This is a genomic window from Streptomyces lavendofoliae (assembly GCF_014649735.1).
Lineage (GTDB): Bacteria > Actinomycetota > Actinomycetes > Streptomycetales > Streptomycetaceae > Streptomyces > Streptomyces lavendofoliae.
This window is the reverse complement of record NZ_BMTP01000008.1, coordinates 1-15929: the sequence shown is the minus strand read 5'-3', so window position 1 is coordinate 15929 and position 15929 is coordinate 1. Positions and strand designations below refer to the sequence as shown.

11 protein-coding genes and 1 pseudogene are annotated in these 15929 nt (G+C 73.2%); 9 read left to right on the top strand and 3 right to left on the bottom strand.

Annotated elements, in window-relative coordinates; genetic code table 11:
- Positions 1 to 63: 63 nt before the first annotated feature.
- A complete protein-coding gene (gene gabT / locus IE109_RS16460) occupies positions 64 to 1398 on the bottom strand; it encodes a 4-aminobutyrate--2-oxoglutarate transaminase (RefSeq protein ID WP_189551649.1) in 1335 nt (444 codons plus the stop codon).
- A 257-nt stretch (positions 1399 to 1655) separates the two neighbouring features.
- On the opposite strand from gabT, the gene IE109_RS16455 reads away from it, so the two are divergent.
- The 5 genes from IE109_RS16455 (at position 1656) to IE109_RS16435 (ending at position 10164) form a co-directional block, all read left to right on the top strand.
- Positions 1656 to 3710 (top strand): type IV secretory system conjugative DNA transfer family protein, encoded by a 2055-nt coding sequence (locus IE109_RS16455; RefSeq protein WP_189551648.1) that lies wholly within the window; start codon positions 1656 to 1658, stop codon positions 3708 to 3710.
- 98 nt (positions 3711 to 3808) lie between these two features.
- Positions 3809 to 5371 (top strand): PucR family transcriptional regulator, encoded by a 1563-nt coding sequence (locus IE109_RS16450; protein ID WP_189551647.1) that lies wholly within the window; start codon positions 3809 to 3811, stop codon positions 5369 to 5371.
- Positions 5372 to 5559: 188 nt separating this feature from the next.
- Complete coding sequence (locus tag IE109_RS16445; RefSeq protein WP_189551646.1) at positions 5560 to 6516, top strand: EamA family transporter; 957 nt, start codon at positions 5560 to 5562, stop codon at positions 6514 to 6516.
- 108 nt (positions 6517 to 6624) lie between these two features.
- The gene (locus IE109_RS16440; protein WP_189551645.1) at positions 6625 to 8067 is read left to right on the top strand and encodes an aldehyde dehydrogenase family protein; all 1443 of its coding nucleotides are present in this window, start codon (positions 6625 to 6627) and stop codon (positions 8065 to 8067) included.
- A 159-nt stretch (positions 8068 to 8226) separates the two neighbouring features.
- Positions 8227 to 10164, top strand: a complete 1938-nt coding sequence (locus IE109_RS16435; protein WP_189551644.1) for an acyl-CoA dehydrogenase family protein — start codon at positions 8227 to 8229, stop codon at positions 10162 to 10164.
- A 73-nt stretch (positions 10165 to 10237) separates the two neighbouring features.
- Here IE109_RS16435 and IE109_RS16430 read toward each other — a convergent pair whose 3' ends face one another.
- Entirely contained in the window at positions 10238 to 10690 is a 453-nt protein-coding gene (locus IE109_RS16430) for a hypothetical protein (RefSeq protein ID WP_229891134.1), read from the bottom strand.
- Positions 10691 to 10833: 143 nt separating this feature from the next.
- Positions 10834 to 11508 carry an IclR family transcriptional regulator gene (locus IE109_RS16425; protein ID WP_189551642.1) on the bottom strand — a complete coding sequence of 225 codons (675 nt, stop codon included), beginning with the start codon at positions 11506 to 11508 and terminating at the stop codon, positions 10834 to 10836.
- Positions 11509 to 11767: 259 nt separating this feature from the next.
- Here IE109_RS16425 and aroA point away from each other — a divergent pair, with 259 nt between their 5' ends.
- From aroA to IE109_RS16405, 4 genes and pseudogenes are all read left to right on the top strand, one after another.
- Positions 11768 to 12994 carry a 3-phosphoshikimate 1-carboxyvinyltransferase gene (gene aroA, locus IE109_RS16420; protein WP_189551641.1) on the top strand — a complete coding sequence of 409 codons (1227 nt, stop codon included), beginning with the start codon at positions 11768 to 11770 and terminating at the stop codon, positions 12992 to 12994.
- A 118-nt stretch (positions 12995 to 13112) separates the two neighbouring features.
- A complete protein-coding gene (dxr, locus tag IE109_RS16415) occupies positions 13113 to 14363 on the top strand; it encodes a 1-deoxy-D-xylulose-5-phosphate reductoisomerase (RefSeq protein WP_189551640.1) in 1251 nt (416 codons plus the stop codon).
- Entirely contained in the window at positions 14360 to 15661 is a 1302-nt protein-coding gene (locus IE109_RS16410) for a M50 family metallopeptidase (RefSeq protein ID WP_189551639.1), read from the top strand. The genes dxr and IE109_RS16410 overlap by 4 nt, the downstream gene beginning before the upstream one ends.
- Before the next feature lie 138 nt (positions 15662 to 15799).
- Positions 15800 to 15929: pseudogene (locus IE109_RS16405) on the top strand (flavodoxin-dependent (E)-4-hydroxy-3-methylbut-2-enyl-diphosphate synthase); the annotation flags it as partial.

The following is a 15929-nucleotide window of genomic DNA, read 5'->3' as shown; positions in this document are numbered from 1 at the left end:
GACAGGCGGATCTCCATCCCGCCATCGGCCCCCCACGGCTTCTTCACAACCGGCCGCCGGGCGTCACACGCCGGCGAACGCGTTCTCGATGATGTCGAGGCCCTCGTTCAGCAGGTCCTCGCCGATCACCAGCGGCGGGAGGAAACGCAGCACGTTGCCGTAGGTGCCACAGGTCAGGACCAGCAGGCCCTCGGCGTGGCAGGCCTTGGCGAGCGCGCCGGCGGCCTCCGGGTTCGGCTCCTTGGTCGCCGGGTCCTTCACCAGCTCGATCGCGATCATGGCACCGCGGCCGCGGATGTCGCCGATGATCTCGTACTTCTCCTGCATGGCGGCGAGGCGGCCCTTCATGACCTCCTCGATGCGCTTGGCCTTGCCGTTGAGGTCCAGCTCCCGCATCGTCTCGATGGCGCCGAGCGCACCGGCGCAGGCCACCGGGTTGCCGCCGTACGTGCCACCCAGGCCACCGCCGTGCACGGAGTCCATGATCTCGGCGCGGCCGGTCACGGCGGCCAGCGGCAGACCGCCGGCGATGCCCTTGGCGGTGGTGATCAGGTCGGGGACGACGCCCTCGTCCTCGCAGGCGAACCACTGGCCGGTCCGGCAGAAACCGGACTGGATCTCGTCGGCGACGAAGACGATGCCGTTGTCGTTGGCGAACTTCACGATCGCCGGCAGGAAGCCCTTGGCGGGCTCGATGAAGCCACCCTCGCCCAGCACCGGCTCAATGATGATCGCGGCGACGTTCTCGGCGCCGATCTGCTTGGTGATCTGGTCGATCGCCTGTGCGGCGGCCTCGGGGCCGCAGTTCTCGGCGCCGGTCGGCCAGCGGTAGCCGTACGCCACCGGCACGCGGTAGACCTCGGGCGCGAACGGGCCGAAGCCGTGCTTGTACGGCATGTTCTTGGCGGTCAGCGCCATCGTGAGGTTCGTACGGCCGTGGTAGCCGTGGTCGAAGACGACGACGGCCTGGCGCTTGGTGTACGAGCGGGCGATCTTGACCGCGTTCTCGACCGCCTCGGCGCCGCTGTTGAACAGCGCGGACTTCTTGGCGTGGTCGCCCGGGGTGAGCTCGGCGAGCGCCTCGCAGACCTCGACGTAGCCCTCGTACGGCGTGACCATGAAACAGGTGTGGGTGAACTGCTCCAGCTGGGCGCTCGCCCGGCGCACGACGGCCTCGGCGGAGGCGCCCACGGAGGTCACGGCGATACCGGAACCGAAGTCGATCAGGCGGTTGCCGTCCACGTCCTCGATCACGCCGCCACCGGCACGGGTCGTGAAGACCGGCAGCACGGAGCCCACGCCGCCCGCGACCGCGGACAGGCGGCGGGCCTGAAGCTCCTGCGACTTCGGGCCGGGGATGGCGGTGACGACGCGGCGCTCCTGCGGGATTTCGGTCATGCGGGGCTCCTGGGGTGGGGTCTTTCGGACGCTGCTTCTCTTTCTTCCGCAGGCTAGGCGTGGTGGGGGGTCGCGGGCATGCTCCGTTCGGGAGTGGTCGGGGCCGTGTCCTTGTCCGGGACGGACATAGCGGCCCGGCACACCCCGGACACCCGCCGCCCCGCAGTTGTCCACAGGTCGGTGAACAGCCCGGCCGGGACGGCTAGATTGACGGGGCACAGACGCACGGGACCTGGCTGGTCAGGGGGCAGGGGTTCATGGACACCGACGGCACGACCGACGGTACGTACGAGGCACGTCGCGGCCACGTCGCGAAACCGCCCGTGCCGCCTCCGCCCCGGCACGCCCCGGCGCCCGCCGGCGGCGGCACCGCCCAGTGGCTGCGCGCGCCCCGCCCGCCCGCCGAGCCCGGCGTGTGGCGGTTCGGGCACCGGCCGCGCCCGGCGGAGGAACCGGAGGCCGTGCCCGCCCGGCGGCTGTTCGCCGGCGCGGTGATCGCCCTGCTCAGCGGCTGGCTCCTGTGGTCTCTGCTGTGGAACGGGTACCTGGGCTACTACTGGCTGTGGCCGCTGCTCGTGCTCACGCCCGACGAGTGGCGCTCGGAACCCGGCACCTGGGCCACGGCCAGCTACGTCTATTACGCCGTCGTCGGCGGCGGCCTGCTGGTGTTCTTCGCCCGGATCGGGCACGTCCCGGAGATCTGGCGCCGTTACGCCAGGAAGAAGGACGCCCCGCCCCCGCCGCCGCCCCCGGACGCCGACCCCGCCGACTGGCCCGAGCTGCGCGACGCCGGGCTCACCGACGCGGCCGCCCGGCTGGCCGACGCCACCCGGTCCGGGACCCTGCGTGACGTCGACTACGCCCGCATCCGGCGCGCCTGGCAGGGCGTACGGACCCACCCCGACCGGCTCGCCGCGTTCACCGACGCCGTGCGCGCCCACGGACCCGCCGCGTGCGCGCACCCCTCGGGCGTGCGCGACCTTCCCGTCCGCACCGCCGCGCACGACCTGGCCACCGCCCAGGTGCGCATCGGCACCGCGGCCGACCATCCCCGCAACCCCTACGCCCGCCGCACGACGGGCGTCGCGCTGGAGCCCGCCGTGCTCGGCACCTCGCTCCTCGCCGTCGGGCCCGCCGGCTCCGGCAAGACCGTCCGGCTGATCCGCCCGGTCGTCGAGTCCCTGTGCCTCCAGGCGCTCGCCAACCGCGCCGCCGTCGTCGCGGTGACCGCCCACGGCACCTCCCTCGCCCCCGACCAGGCGTTCGACCTCGTCGTCTCCGTGGGCCGCCCCGACTCCACCCACGACCTCGATCTGTACGGCGGAGCCGACGACCCCGACGAGGCCGCCCGGATGCTCGCCGAGGCGCTCGTCGGCGACCTCGTGCCCGACAGCCGCCGCGCCGCCACCGCGCTGGCCCAGCTCATCGGCCCCTACCGCGCCGCGCACGGCCACTTCCCGGAAGTACCCGAGCTGCGCGAGCTGCTCGGCGGGGCGCCCAGGGCGCTGGCCAAACTGCGCGCGGCCGTGGCCGGCGACCCGGCCCAGCTGCGCGAGCTGGACGCCCGGGAGCGGCAGGCCGAGCGGGGCGACGACATCGGGGTGCTGCTGGCGGAGCGGATCGCGTTCCTCGACCGGCCCGCGTTCGCGCGGTTCTTCCGCACCGACACCGAAGGGCGCCGCTTCTCGCTGCGCGCCATCGAGCACCCGCTGCGCGTCCGCGTCGACCTCCCCGAGCGCGGGCACGCCGAGGCGTCCCGGATCGTCGCCCGGTTGCTGCTGGCCCAGTTCACCGAGGCGGCGCTGGGCCGGGCGGACCGGTCCCTGTTCGCCTGCCTGGTCCTCGACGACGCCACGTACACGGTCACCGCCGACTCGGTGCGCGCGATCCAGCGGTTGCGCTCGGCCCACGCGGGCGTCGTCCTGGCGCTGCGGACCCTGGAGGACGTGCCCGAGGCGCTGCGCGGCCCCCTGCTGGGCGCGGTGGGGTGCAGGATGGCGTTCGCCGGGATCGCGCCCTGGGACGGTGGGCGGTTCGCCGAGACCTGGGGCACCGAATGGGTGCAGACACGGGACGTCACCAACCGGCAGATCATCTCCGACGAGCCGCTCACCAAGGCGCTGCACTTCCTCCGTCGCCTGGTCACCGGCAAGGCGGCGACGGCCGAGGCGGTCACCGTGCGGGAGGTCGAGCGGCAGCGCTGGTCCGCCTCCGATCTGGCGCACGCCGTGCCCCCCGGTCATGCCGTACTGTCCCTGACCGGGGTACGCGGGGAGCACGTCCCGCCGCTCCTGGTCGACCTGCGAACCTGAAGCGCTGTGCCACCCTGGCAGAATTGAAAGGTGTCGTTCATACGGGACGGCGAAAATCCCTCCGTGCCTCACCTCCCGAAAGTCCGACGGTCCTCGCCATGCCGCTCACGCTCGCCTCGCTCGTCCAGCACTCGGCGCTGAAGCTCACCGTCCGCGCCGGGGAGGACCGACTCGACACGCCCGTCCGCTGGGCGCACGTCAGCGAGCTCGCCGACCCTGTCCCCTATATGGAGGGCGGCGAGCTGCTCATGGTCACCGCCATGAAGCTCGACGCCGAGAACCCCGAAGCCATGCGCCGCTACGTCAAGCGGCTGTCCGGCGCCGGCGTCGTCGGGCTCGGCTTCGCCGTCGGCGTCAACTACGACGAGATTCCGCAGGCCCTCGTGGACGCCGCCCGGGACGAGGGCCTGCCGCTGCTGGAGGTCCCGCGCCGCACCCCGTTCCTCGCCATCTCCAAGGCGGTGTCGGCCGCCCTGGCGGCGGACCAGTACCGGGCCGTGACGGCCGGGTTCGAGGCCCAGCGGGAGATGACGCGGGCCGCCCTCGCCGAAGGCCCCGCCGCGGTGGTCGCCAAGCTGGCCGGCCACGTCGACGGCTGGGCGGCGCTGTACGACGCGTCCGGCGCCGTCCTGGCCGCGGCGCCCGAGTGGGCGGCCCGCCGCGCGGCGCGGCTCACCCCCGAGGTCCAGCGGCTGCGGGAGCGGTCGGCGCCCGCCAGCGCGGTGGTCGGCGGCACCGACGACCGGGTCGAGCTCCAGTCGCTGGGCAGCGGGCGGCGGGTGCGCGGGGCCCTGGCGGTCGGCACGGGCGCGCCCCTCGGGACGGCGGAACGTTACGCCGTCCACTCGGCCATCGCCCTGCTGACGCTCACCACCGAGCGGTCCCGCTCCCTCCAGGCGGCCGAACAACGGCTCGGCGTGGCGGTGCTGCGCATGATGCTGGCCGGGCAGCCGGACCACGCCCGGACGGTGGCGGGCGACCTGTACGGGGGGCTGCTCGACGCCCCGTTCCGGCTGCTCATCGCCGAGCCGGCCACGGCGGAGCGCGACCCGGCCGCCGAGGCGCCGCTGTCCGCGTTCGCCGAATCGCTGGAAGCGGCGGCCGCGCGCACCGCGGAGGCGGTGCTCGCGGTGCCGGAGGGGGACGAGCGGCTGGTGGTGCTGGCCGGCGACGGCGGCGCGGTGGCCGGTGCCTGCGAGGCGTACGCCGGGAAGGAGGCGGAGGAGGCCGGGGTCGTGATAGGGCTCTCGGCCCCGACCGGCCCGATAGCGGCGGCCGCCGCGTACAAGCAGGCCGAGCAGGCCCTGTCGGTGGCCCGCCGGCGTGGCCGCGCCCTGGTCGAGCACGAGGACCTGGCGGCCGGCTCGGTCCTGCCGCTCCTCGCGGACGACGCGGTGCGCGCCTTCGCCGACGGCATGCTCCGGGCCCTGTACGAGCACGACGCGACCGGCCGCGGCGACCTGGTCGCCTCCCTGCGCGCCTGGCTGTCCCGGCACGGCCAGTGGGACGCGGCGGCGGCCGACCTGGGCGTCCACCGGCACACACTGCGCTACCGCATGCGCCGCGTCGAGGAGATCCTGGGCCGCTCGCTGGACGACCCGGACGTCCGGATGGAGCTGTGGCTCGCCCTCAAGGCCACCGGCGGCGCCCCCACCCCCTGACACCCGGCCCCGGCCCCCCACGTCCGGGACCCGTGCGCCCCGAGGCCAAAGGCACCGGGCCCCAAGGGGCACCACACCCCACCCTCCCGGCCCCGTCATGTCGCGAAACCGCCGACCATGGCCCGGTCCTGCCCGATCCCGGGCAGAAATCTTGCCGTCCCGTCCGACGGCTCCATAGTCTCCGGTGCATGACAAGCCGCGCCGCAGATCCGGCCCCCGCCACCACCCTCCCCACCGGCCCCACCGAAAAGCCCGCCCGCCGCATCCCCGGCCCGGTCTGGGCCGCGCTGGCCATCGTGTACGTGGTGTGGGGGTCCACCTACCTCGGCATCCGCGTCGTCGTCGAGACCATGCCGCCCTTCCTCTCCGCCGGCGGCAGGTTCGTGCTCGCCGGCGTCCTCCTGGCCGCCCTGCTGGTCTGGCGGAAGGGCATCGGCGTACTCAGGATCAGCCGCCGGGAACTCGCCTCCGCCTCCCTCGTCGGGCTGCTCCTGCTCCTCGGCGGGAACGGGCTCGTCGTCCTCGCCGAGACCTCCATCCCCTCCGGCCTCGCCGCTCTGCTCGTCGCGGTCGTCCCCGCCTGGGTCGTCCTGCTGCGCACGGCGTCCGGCGAGCGTCCCGGTGCCGCCGCGTACACCGGCGTCCTCCTCGGCCTCGCGGGGCTCGCCGTCCTCACCCTCCCCGGCCTCAGCGGCGAGGTGCGCATCGGCGGCGTCGTCACCGTCATCGCGGCCTCGCTCCTGTGGTCGGCGGGCTCCTTCTCCGCGTCCCGCATCCCGATGCCCGCCAACCCCTTCACGGCCAGCGCCTACGAGATGGTCGCCGGCGGCCTCGGCTGCCTCCTCCTGGGACTGCTCCGCGGCGAACACCACGGCCTGGACGTCGCCGACGTCTCCCTCCGGTCCTGGACCGCCTTCGGCTACCTCGTCCTGTTCGGCTCCCTGCTCGCCTTCACCGCCTACGCCTGGCTCCTGCAGACCGCCCCGCTGTCGCTCGTCGCCACGTACGCCTACGTCAACCCCGTCGTCGCCGTCGCCCTCGGCGCCCTGATCCTCGGCGAGGCCGTGACCTGGCCGATCGCCCTCGGCGGTGCCGTGGTCGTGGCCGGGGTGAGCCTCATCGTCAGTACGGAACGGCGAAACTGACACTCGGCACCACTCCATCGCGGACAAGCGACCACGCGCTTCCCCGGCCCTACCGTGTGAGCAGAGGAACCCCCACCCCGCACAGCTTCGAAAGGGCCGGATCCACTCATGACTGCCACCGCCTTCTGGCTCGCCGGCCGCCAGGCCACCGGCGAGACCACCTTCGACGTCACCTCCCCGTGGGACGGCCGCACCGTCGGCCAGGTGAGCGTGCCCACCGAGGCCCAGGTCGAAGAGGCCGTGGCCGCCGCCCACGCGGTCGTCGACGAGTTCGCCGCCACCCCGGCCCACGTCCGCGCCGCCGCCCTCGACCACGTGTCGAAGCGGCTCGCCGAGCGCACCGAGGAGATCGCCCAGCTGATCTCCGCCGAGAACGGCAAGCCCATCAAGTGGGCCCGCGGCGAGGTCGGCCGCGCCGTCTCCGTCTTCCGCTTCGCCGCCGAGGAGGCCCGCCGCTTCAACGGCGGCGACGCCCAGCGCCTCGACACCGACGCCGGCGGCACCGGCCGCCTCGGTCTGACCCGCCGTTTCCCCAAGGGTGTCGTCCTCGGCATCGCGCCGTTCAACTTCCCCCTGAACCTGTGCGCCCACAAGGTCGCCCCGGCCATCGCCGTCGGCGCCCCCATCATCCTCAAGCCGGCCCCGGCCACCCCCCTCTCCGGTCTGATCCTGGGCGAGCTGCTCGCCGAGACCGACCTGCCGGCCGGCTCCTGGTCGATCCTGCCGGTCACCAACGACCGCATGCCGGCCCTGGTCCAGGACGAGCGCCTGCCGGTCATCTCCTTCACCGGCTCCGACAAGGTCGGCTACGCCATCCAGGAGTCCGTGCCGCACAAGCACTGCACCCTGGAGCTGGGCGGCAACGCCGCCGCCGTCGTCCTCGGCGACTGGTCCTCCGAGGAGGACCTCGACTGGGCGGCCACCCGGATCGCCACCTTCTCCAACTACCAGGGCGGCCAGTCCTGCATCTCGGTGCAGCGGGTCATCGCCGACGCCTCCGTCTACGACCGCCTGGTCGCCAAGGTGACCGCCGCCGTCGAGGCGCAGGGCACCGGCGACCCGTCCGACGACACCACCGACGTCGGCCCGCTGGTCAGCGAGGACGCCGCCAAGCGCGTCGAGTCCTGGGTCGACGAGGCCGTCGCGGCCGGCGCGAAGCTGCTCACCGGCGGCAAGCGCGACGGCGCCACCTACGCCCCGACCGTGCTGGAGAACCTGCCCGCCGACACCACCCTCGCCTGCGAGGAGGTCTTCGGCCCGGTGCTCACCCTCCACAAGGTCGACGGCGAGGCCGAGGCGTTCGCCAAGGTCAACGACTCCAAGTTCGGCCTCCAGGCGGGCGTGTTCACCCACGACCTCCAGACCGCCTTCCGCGCCCACCGCGCCCTCGAGGTCGGCGGCGTGATCATCGGCGACGTCCCGTCCTACCGCGCCGACCAGATGCCGTACGGCGGCGCCAAGCAGTCCGGCGTCGGCCGCGAGGGCGTGCGGTACGCGATGGACGACTACACCTACGAGCGCGTGCTGGTCCTCACGGGCCTGGCCCTGTAACAGCACGTCACTCGTACGGCCCAGACCGGCGGCCGGAGCCCACTGTGCGGGGGCTCCGGCCGCCTTTTCGTACGCGCTGTTATCGGGTAATACGGTCGAGTAGCACCGGTCGGCGGGACCACCGGCCGGCCGCCCCCGAACGCGGCGAGGTGAGCCCCCATGTCCGGCCCCCACCACCAGCCCAAGGTCTCCGAGCGCGAAGCCCGGCAGGTCGCCGAGGCCGCCCGTGAACAGGACTGGCGCAAGCCCAGCTTCGCCAAGGAACTGTTCCTCGGCCGGTTCCGGCTCGACCTGATCCACCCGCATCCCATGCCGGCCACGGAACAGGCCCAGCGGGGCGAGGAGTTCCTGGCCAAACTGCGCGACTTCTGCGAGACGAAGATCGACGGCGCCCTGATCGAGCGGGAGGCCCGCATCCCCGACGCCGTCATCGACGGCCTCAAGGAGATCGGCGCCCTCGGGATGAAGATCGACACCAAGTACGGCGGTCTCGGCCTCACCCAGGTGTACTACAACAAGGCCCTCGCCCTCGTCGGCTCGGTCAGCCCGGCCGTCGGCGCCCTGCTCTCCGCCCACCAGTCGATCGGGCTGCCGCAGCCGCTCAAGCAGTTCGGCACCCCCGAGCAGAAGGAGACCTACCTCCCGCGCCTGGCCCGCACCGACATCTCCGCCTTCCTCCTCACCGAACCCGACGTCGGGTCCGACCCCGCGCGCCTCGCCACCACCGCCGTACCGGACGGCGACGAGTACGTCATCGACGGCGTCAAGCTGTGGACCACCAACGGTGTCGTCGCCGACCTGATGGTCGTCATGGCCCGCGTACCGAAGTCCGAGGGCCACAAGGGCGGCATCACCGCGTTCATCGTCGAGGCCGGCTCGGAGGGTGTGACCGTCGAGAACCGCAACTCCTTCATGGGCCTGCGCGGCCTGGAGAACGGTGTCACCCGCTTCCACCGGGTCCGCGTCCCCGCCGCCAACCGCATCGGCCCCGAGGGCGCCGGCCTGAAGATCGCGCTCACCACCCTCAACACCGGGCGCCTCTCCCTGCCCGCCATGTGCGTCGGCGCCGGCAAGTGGTGCCTCAAGATCGCCCGCGAATGGACCTCGGTCCGTGAACAGTGGGGCAAGCCCGTCGCCCACCACGAGGCCGTCGGCGCCAAGATCTCCTTCATCGCCGCCACCACCTTCGCCCTCGAAGCCGTCGTCGACCTCTCCAGCCAGATGGCCGACGAGGACCGCAACGACATCCGCATCGAAGCCGCCCTGGCCAAGCTCTACGGCTCCGAGATGGCCTGGCTCATCGCCGACGAACTCGTCCAGATCCGCGGCGGCCGCGGCTACGAGACCGCCGAGTCCCTCGCCGCCCGCGGCGAGCGCGCCGTCCCCGCCGAACAGCTCCTGCGCGACCTGCGGATCAACCGCATCTTCGAGGGCTCCACCGAGATCATGCACCTGCTGATCGCCCGCGAGGCCGTCGACGCCCACCTCGCGGTCGCCGGCGACATCATCGACCCCGACAAGACGCTCGGCGACAAGGCGAAGGCCGGCGCCCGGGCCGGCGTCTTCTACGCCCGCTGGCTGCCGAAGCTCGTGGCCGGGCCGGGCCGGCTGCCGCTCTCGTACGGCGACTTCCACCCCGCCGGTCACACCGACCTGTCCACCCACCTCCGCTACGTCGAACGCACCTCCCGGAAGCTGGCCCGCTCGACCTTCTACGCCATGTCCCGCTGGCAGGGCCGCATGGAGACCAAGCAGGGCTTCCTCGGCCGGATCGTCGACATCGGCGCCGAGCTGTTCGCGATGAGCGCCGCCTGCGTGCGCGCGGAACTCCTGCGCTCCACCGGCGACCACGGGCGCGAGGCGTACCAGCTGGCGGACGCCTTCTGCCGCCAGTCCCGCATCCGCGTGGAGGAGCTGTTCGGCCGGCTGTGGACCAACACGGACGACCTCGACCGCACGGTCGTCAAGGGAGTGCTGTCCGGCACGTACACCTGGCTGGAGGAGGGCATCCTCGACCCCAGCGGCGACGGCGCCTGGATCGCCGACGCCACCCCCGGCCCGTCGGACAGGGAGAACGTGCACCGCCCCATCCGCTGACCGCGCCGGTACGGCGCACGGAGCGCCGCCGGACGGGTGGACCGCACCCGCCCGGCGGCGCCGCCGGGGACCGTCAGATGTCGATGACCCGGTACGCGATGGTGTAGACGCCGCCGGACCCCTCGAGCGAGCGGTACTGGATCTCGGCCCCCGCCTCGCTGCCGGTGGCGAGCGTCGAGCCCAGCTTGTCGTCGCCGCTGGTCGTGTCGTAGTCCCACAGCGTCATGGTGCGCGCCTGCTGCTTGCCGAGGACCAGGGCCGCGTTGCCGTTGCCGTCGGTCATCGACCGCACGTAACCCGGGCCCATCGTCTGGTACTTGACGCTGCCCGGCCACACCTTCACGGCGTTGCCGTTGGCGTCGGTGACCTTCAGGTACGTCTCGTCGTGGTCACCCTCGCTCTGCTGGTGGCAGGTCAGCTCCAGCAGCTCGATCCGGACGTAGTCGATCGGCTCGGCCTGGGCCGTCCCGGCGAACCCGGCGATCGAGAGGAAGGCGGCCGCGGCCACTCGAGCGATTCCACGCATTGTCGTCATCCCCCATGGTGGTGTGGTGGTCCCGCGTCGTTCCGCGGGGCCCGTGCCGTCCCCCGGCACGACTCCACCGTGCCCGCTGCGGCCGCCCCGCATCTACGCGCGTTCCACTGAGCGGGACGCGCCGGGCGACGTCCTCACGGCGCCGGGTCCGCCCCCGACCGGACCAGCGCGCGGGAGACGGCGGAGGCCGCTTCGGCCACCCGGCCCGTCACCACCTCCAGCCGCTGACCGGCCTCGACCATCGCGGCCACCGCCCCCACCACGGTGCCCGCCGGCGACCGCACCGGCAGCGCGGCACAGCACACCCCGGCCACCACGTCCTCCCGGTCCAGCACGGCCCCGCCGCGCACCGGCCCCCGCAGCGCCCTGCCCAGCGCCGTGTCCAGCGAGAACGCCTCGCCGTCGCGGACCGGCGCCAGCGGCTCCACCCGGCCGGGCACCGAACACACGGTCAGGGCCTGCTCCTCGCGCAGCACCGCCAGCACCGCACTGCCTCCGGTGGCCGCCCTCAACCGGTGCAACGGCAGCCGCCCCGCCGCGCGCAGCCCCGGGTGCGGCTGCCACGCCTGGCCGAGCCGGTACAGCTGCGCGCCCAGCCGGTAGCGCGGACCGCGGCGCTCCACGGCCTCCAGGGCCACCAGCTGCTCCAGCAGCCGGTGGGCGGTGCTCTTGGGTACGCCGCAGGCCACCGCCAGTTCGGTCACCCCGGCCTCGTGCCCGTGCTGCCGCAGGGCCTCCAGCAGCGCGAACGCCCCCTCCAGCACCCCGCGTCCCCTGCCGGCCGTCCGCGTGGCTACGGCTGTCTCCATGGCATCCCCCCGGATGACGTGGCCCGGCCGCGTCCCCCGAAACAACCGCGCGGCCCCGGCACATGGTGTCCGCGACCATGTTCCCCGGACCGGCGCGCCGGGCGAAACCGTTCCGCCGTGTCGCCCCGCCCACACACGCGCGAACGCAGCCGCCCGCCCGGCACCCCAGGACTCCCACCACCTCCCCCGGCACCACCGGCGCCGCCCAGCACATGAGACGCCCGGCGGCCGTCCCGGCCCGGACGGCAGGATGGGCGCCGTGACCGTCATCGACATCCCCGGCTCCAAGTCCGTCACCGCCCGCGCGCTGTTCCTCGCCGCCGCGGCCGAGGGCACCACCACGCTCGTCGGCCCCCTCGCCTCCGACGACACCGAGGGGTTCGCCGAGGGTCTCGCCGTCCTCGGGTACGAGGTCGAGCGCGCACCCGGCGCGTGGCGCGTCCGGGGCCGCCCCGCCGGCCCCGCCGCGGCGAGCGCCGACGTGTACTGCCGCGACGGCGCCACCACCGCCCGCTTCCTGCCCACGCTCGCCGCCGCCGGGCACGGCGACTTCCGCTTCGACGCCTCCGCGCAGATGCGCCGCCGCCCCCTCGCGCCGCTCACCGAGGCCCTGCGCACCCTGGGCGTCGACCTGCGCCACGAGGAGGCCGAGGGCCACCACCCGCTGCGGATCGCCGCCCGTGGCGTCAAGGGCGGCGCGGTCACCCTGGACGCGGGACAGTCGTCGCAGTACCTCACCGCCCTGCTGATGCTCGGCCCGCTCACCGCCGAGGGCCTGTCGGTCACCGTCACGGACCTGGTCTCGGAGCCGTACGTCGACATCACCCTCGCGATGATGCGCTCCTTCGGCGCCCGGCCGACCCGCGAGGGCGACGTCTTCACCGTCCCGCCCACCGGCTACCGCGCCACCACCTACGCCGTCGAGCCCGACGCCTCCACCGCGAGCTACTTCTTCGCCGCCGCCGCCCTCACCGGCCGCGAGGTCACCGTCCCCGGTCTCGGCACCGGAGCCCTCCAGGGCGACCTCGGCTTCGTCGACGTCCTGCGCCGCATGGGCGCCGACGTCGCGGTCACCCCCGGCGGCACCACCGTGCGCGGCACCGGCCGCCTCCACGGCCTCACCGTGAACATGCGGGACATCTCCGACACCATGCCCACCCTCGCCGCCCTCGCCCCGTACGCCGACGGCCCCGTCCGTATCGAGGACGTCGCCAACACCCGCGTCAAGGAGTGCGACCGGCTGGAGGTCTGCGCCGACAACCTGCGCCGCCTCGGCATCACGGTCACCACCGGCCCCGACCACATCGAGATCCACCCGGGCACACCCCGTCCGGCCGAGATCGTCACCCACGGCGACCACCGCATCGTGATGTCGTTCGCCGTCACCGGGCTGCGCACCCCCGGAATCTCCTTCGACGACCCCGGTTGCGTACGCAAGACCTTCCCCGGCTTCCACGCCCACTGGGAGAACGCGCTGCGGCCGTGAGGGGCGGGCGACCGGGCGGGGGAGCGCCGGGGCCGGCCGGGGCGCTCCGCGGGCTAACCGGGCGCTGAAAAGGGGATGCCGCGTCCGGGCGGGGCGCGGATGCGGCAAGAATGGGGGCATGAGCGACAGCCCAGCCCCCCTCGCAGACCCGCACATCGCCTTCGATCCCGCCGAAGGCCGCCGGGACGTCGTCGTCCTCGGCTCCACCGGGTCCATCGGCACCCAGGCCATCGACCTGGTGCTGCGCAACCCCGACCGCTTCCGCGTCACCGCCCTGTCCGCCGCCGGCGGCCGGGCCGGGCTCCTGGCCGAGCAGGCGCGCCGGCTCCGGGTGCGTACGGTGGCCGTGGCGCGCGAGGAGGCCGTGCCCGCGCTGCGGGAGGCGCTGAGGGAGCAGTACGGCACCGAGCCGCTGCCCGAGATCCTCGCCGGACCGGAGGCCGCCACCCAGGTGGCCGCTTCCGAATGCCACACCGTGCTCAACGGCATCACCGGCTCCATCGGCCTCGCGCCGACCCTCGCCGCTCTCGAAGCGGGCCGGACCCTGGCCCTCGCGAACAAGGAGTCGCTGATCGTCGGCGGTCCGCTGGTGAAGGCCGTCGCCAAGCCGGGCCAGATCATCCCGGTCGACTCCGAGCACGCCGCGCTCTTCCAGGCGCTCGCCGCCGGTACCCGCACCGACGTCCGGAAACTGGTCGTCACCGCGTCCGGCGGCCCCTTCCGCGGTCGTACCCGCGAGCAACTGGCCCACGTCACCCGCGAGGACGCCCTCGCGCATCCCACCTGGGCCATGGGCCCGGTGATCACGGTGAACAGCGCGACGCTCGTCAACAAGGGTCTGGAAGTCATCGAGGCGCACCTGCTCTACGACATCCCCTTCGACCGCATCGAGGTGGTCGTCCACCCGCAGTCGTACGTCCACTCCATGGTCGAGTTCACCGACGGGTCCACCCTCGCCCAGGCCACCCCGCCCGACATGCGCGGCCCGATCGCCATCGGCATCGGCTGGCCCGACCGCGTCCCCGACGCCGCGCCCGCCTTCGACTGGTCCAAGGCGTCCACCTGGGAGTTCTTCCCGCTCGACACCGAAGCCTTCCCCTCCGTCGGCCTCGCCCGCCACGTCGGGCAGCTCGGCGGCACGGCCCCGGCCGTCTTCAACGCCGCCAACGAGGAGTGCGTCGAGGCGTTCCTCGCCGGCCGGCTCCCCTTCAACGGCATCATGGACACGGTCACCGCCGTGGTGACCGAGCACGGCACCCCGGCCGGGGGAACCTCCCTGACCATGCAGGACGTCCTGGAGGCGGAGACCTGGGCACGTGCCCGGGCCCGTGAACTGACGGCGAAGGCGACCGCGGAGGCTCGCGCATGACGATTCTTCTGACGATCCTCGGCATCGCGCTCTTCGGCGTCGGGCTGCTGTTCTCGATCGCCTGGCACGAACTCGGCCACCTGTCCACGGCCAAGCTCTTCGGCATCCGGGTGCCGCAGTACATGGTGGGCTTCGGCCCCACCGTCTGGTCGCGCAAGAAGGGCGAGACGGAGTACGGCATCAAGGCCATCCCCGCGGGCGGCTACATCCGCATGATCGGCATGTTCCCGCCCGGCGACGACGGCCGCATAGAGGCGCGCTCCACCTCCCCGTTCCGCGGCATGATCGAGGACGCCAGGTCGGCGGCGTACGAGGAGCTCCAGCCGGGCGACGAGACGCGGCTGTTCTACACGCGCAAGCCCTGGAAGCGCGTCATCGTGATGTTCGCCGGACCCTTCATGAACCTGGTCCTCGCCGTCGCGATCTTCCTCGGCGTCTCGATGACCTTCGGGTACGCGACCCAGACGACGGAGGTCGCCGGCGTACAGAAATGCGTCATCGAGCAGAGCGAGAAGCGCGACACCTGCGCCAAGAGCGACCCGGTCTCCCCGGCGCACGCCGCCGGGCTCAAGCCGGGCGACAGGATCGTCGCCTTCGACGGCAAGCCCGTCGACGACTGGGCGACCCTCTCCCAGCGCATCCGCGACACCATCGGCCCCGCCGACCTCACCGTCGTCCGCGACGGCAAGGAGCTGACGCTCCACCCCACGCTCATCGAGAACGAGGTCCCCCGGAAGGACGAGGACGGCGAGGTCGTCGCCGACACGTACATCCAGGCCGGCTACCTCGGCTTCGCCGCCAAGACGGAGATCCTGCCGCTCAGCTTCGGCCAGTCCGTGGACCGCATGGGCGACATGATCGAGAACGGTGCCGAGTCCATCGTCGCCCTGCCCTCCAAGGTCCCGGACCTGTGGAACGCGGCGTTCAGCGACGGCGAGCGCAAGGCGGACTCCCCGGTGGGCGTCGTCGGTGCCGCCCGGATCAGCGGCGAGGTGATGAACCTGGACATCCCCACGCAGAACATCATCGCGACGTTCCTCACGCTGCTGGCCGGATTCAACCTCTCCCTCTTCCTGTTCAACATGCTGCCCCTGCTGCCCCTGGACGGCGGGCACATCGCGGGCGCGCTCTGGGAGTCCCTGCGCCGGAACGTGGCGAAGGTCTTCCGGCGGCCCGACCCGGGACCGTTCGACGTCGCCAAGCTGATGCCGGTCGCCTACGTGGTGGCGGGGATCTTCATCTGCTTCACGCTGCTCGTGCTGGTGGCGGACATCGTCAACCCGGTGAAAATCTCATAGTCAGGCGGCGTACGTACGCGTGAACGACAACGGCCGGACTCCCCGCGGTGTCCGGCCGTGTCATCGGGGGGCTGTAATCTCGAAGGCGGAGCCCGCCGATCTCGGGACCTCGATCCACACCTTGGGGTTGCACAGCAGATGACCGCGATTTCTCTCGGTATCCCGTCCGTTCCGACCAAGCTGGCCGACCGCCGTGTCAGCCGCAAGATCCAGGTCGGCTCGGTGGCCGTGGGCGGGGACGCGCCCGTGTCGGTGCAGTCGATGACCA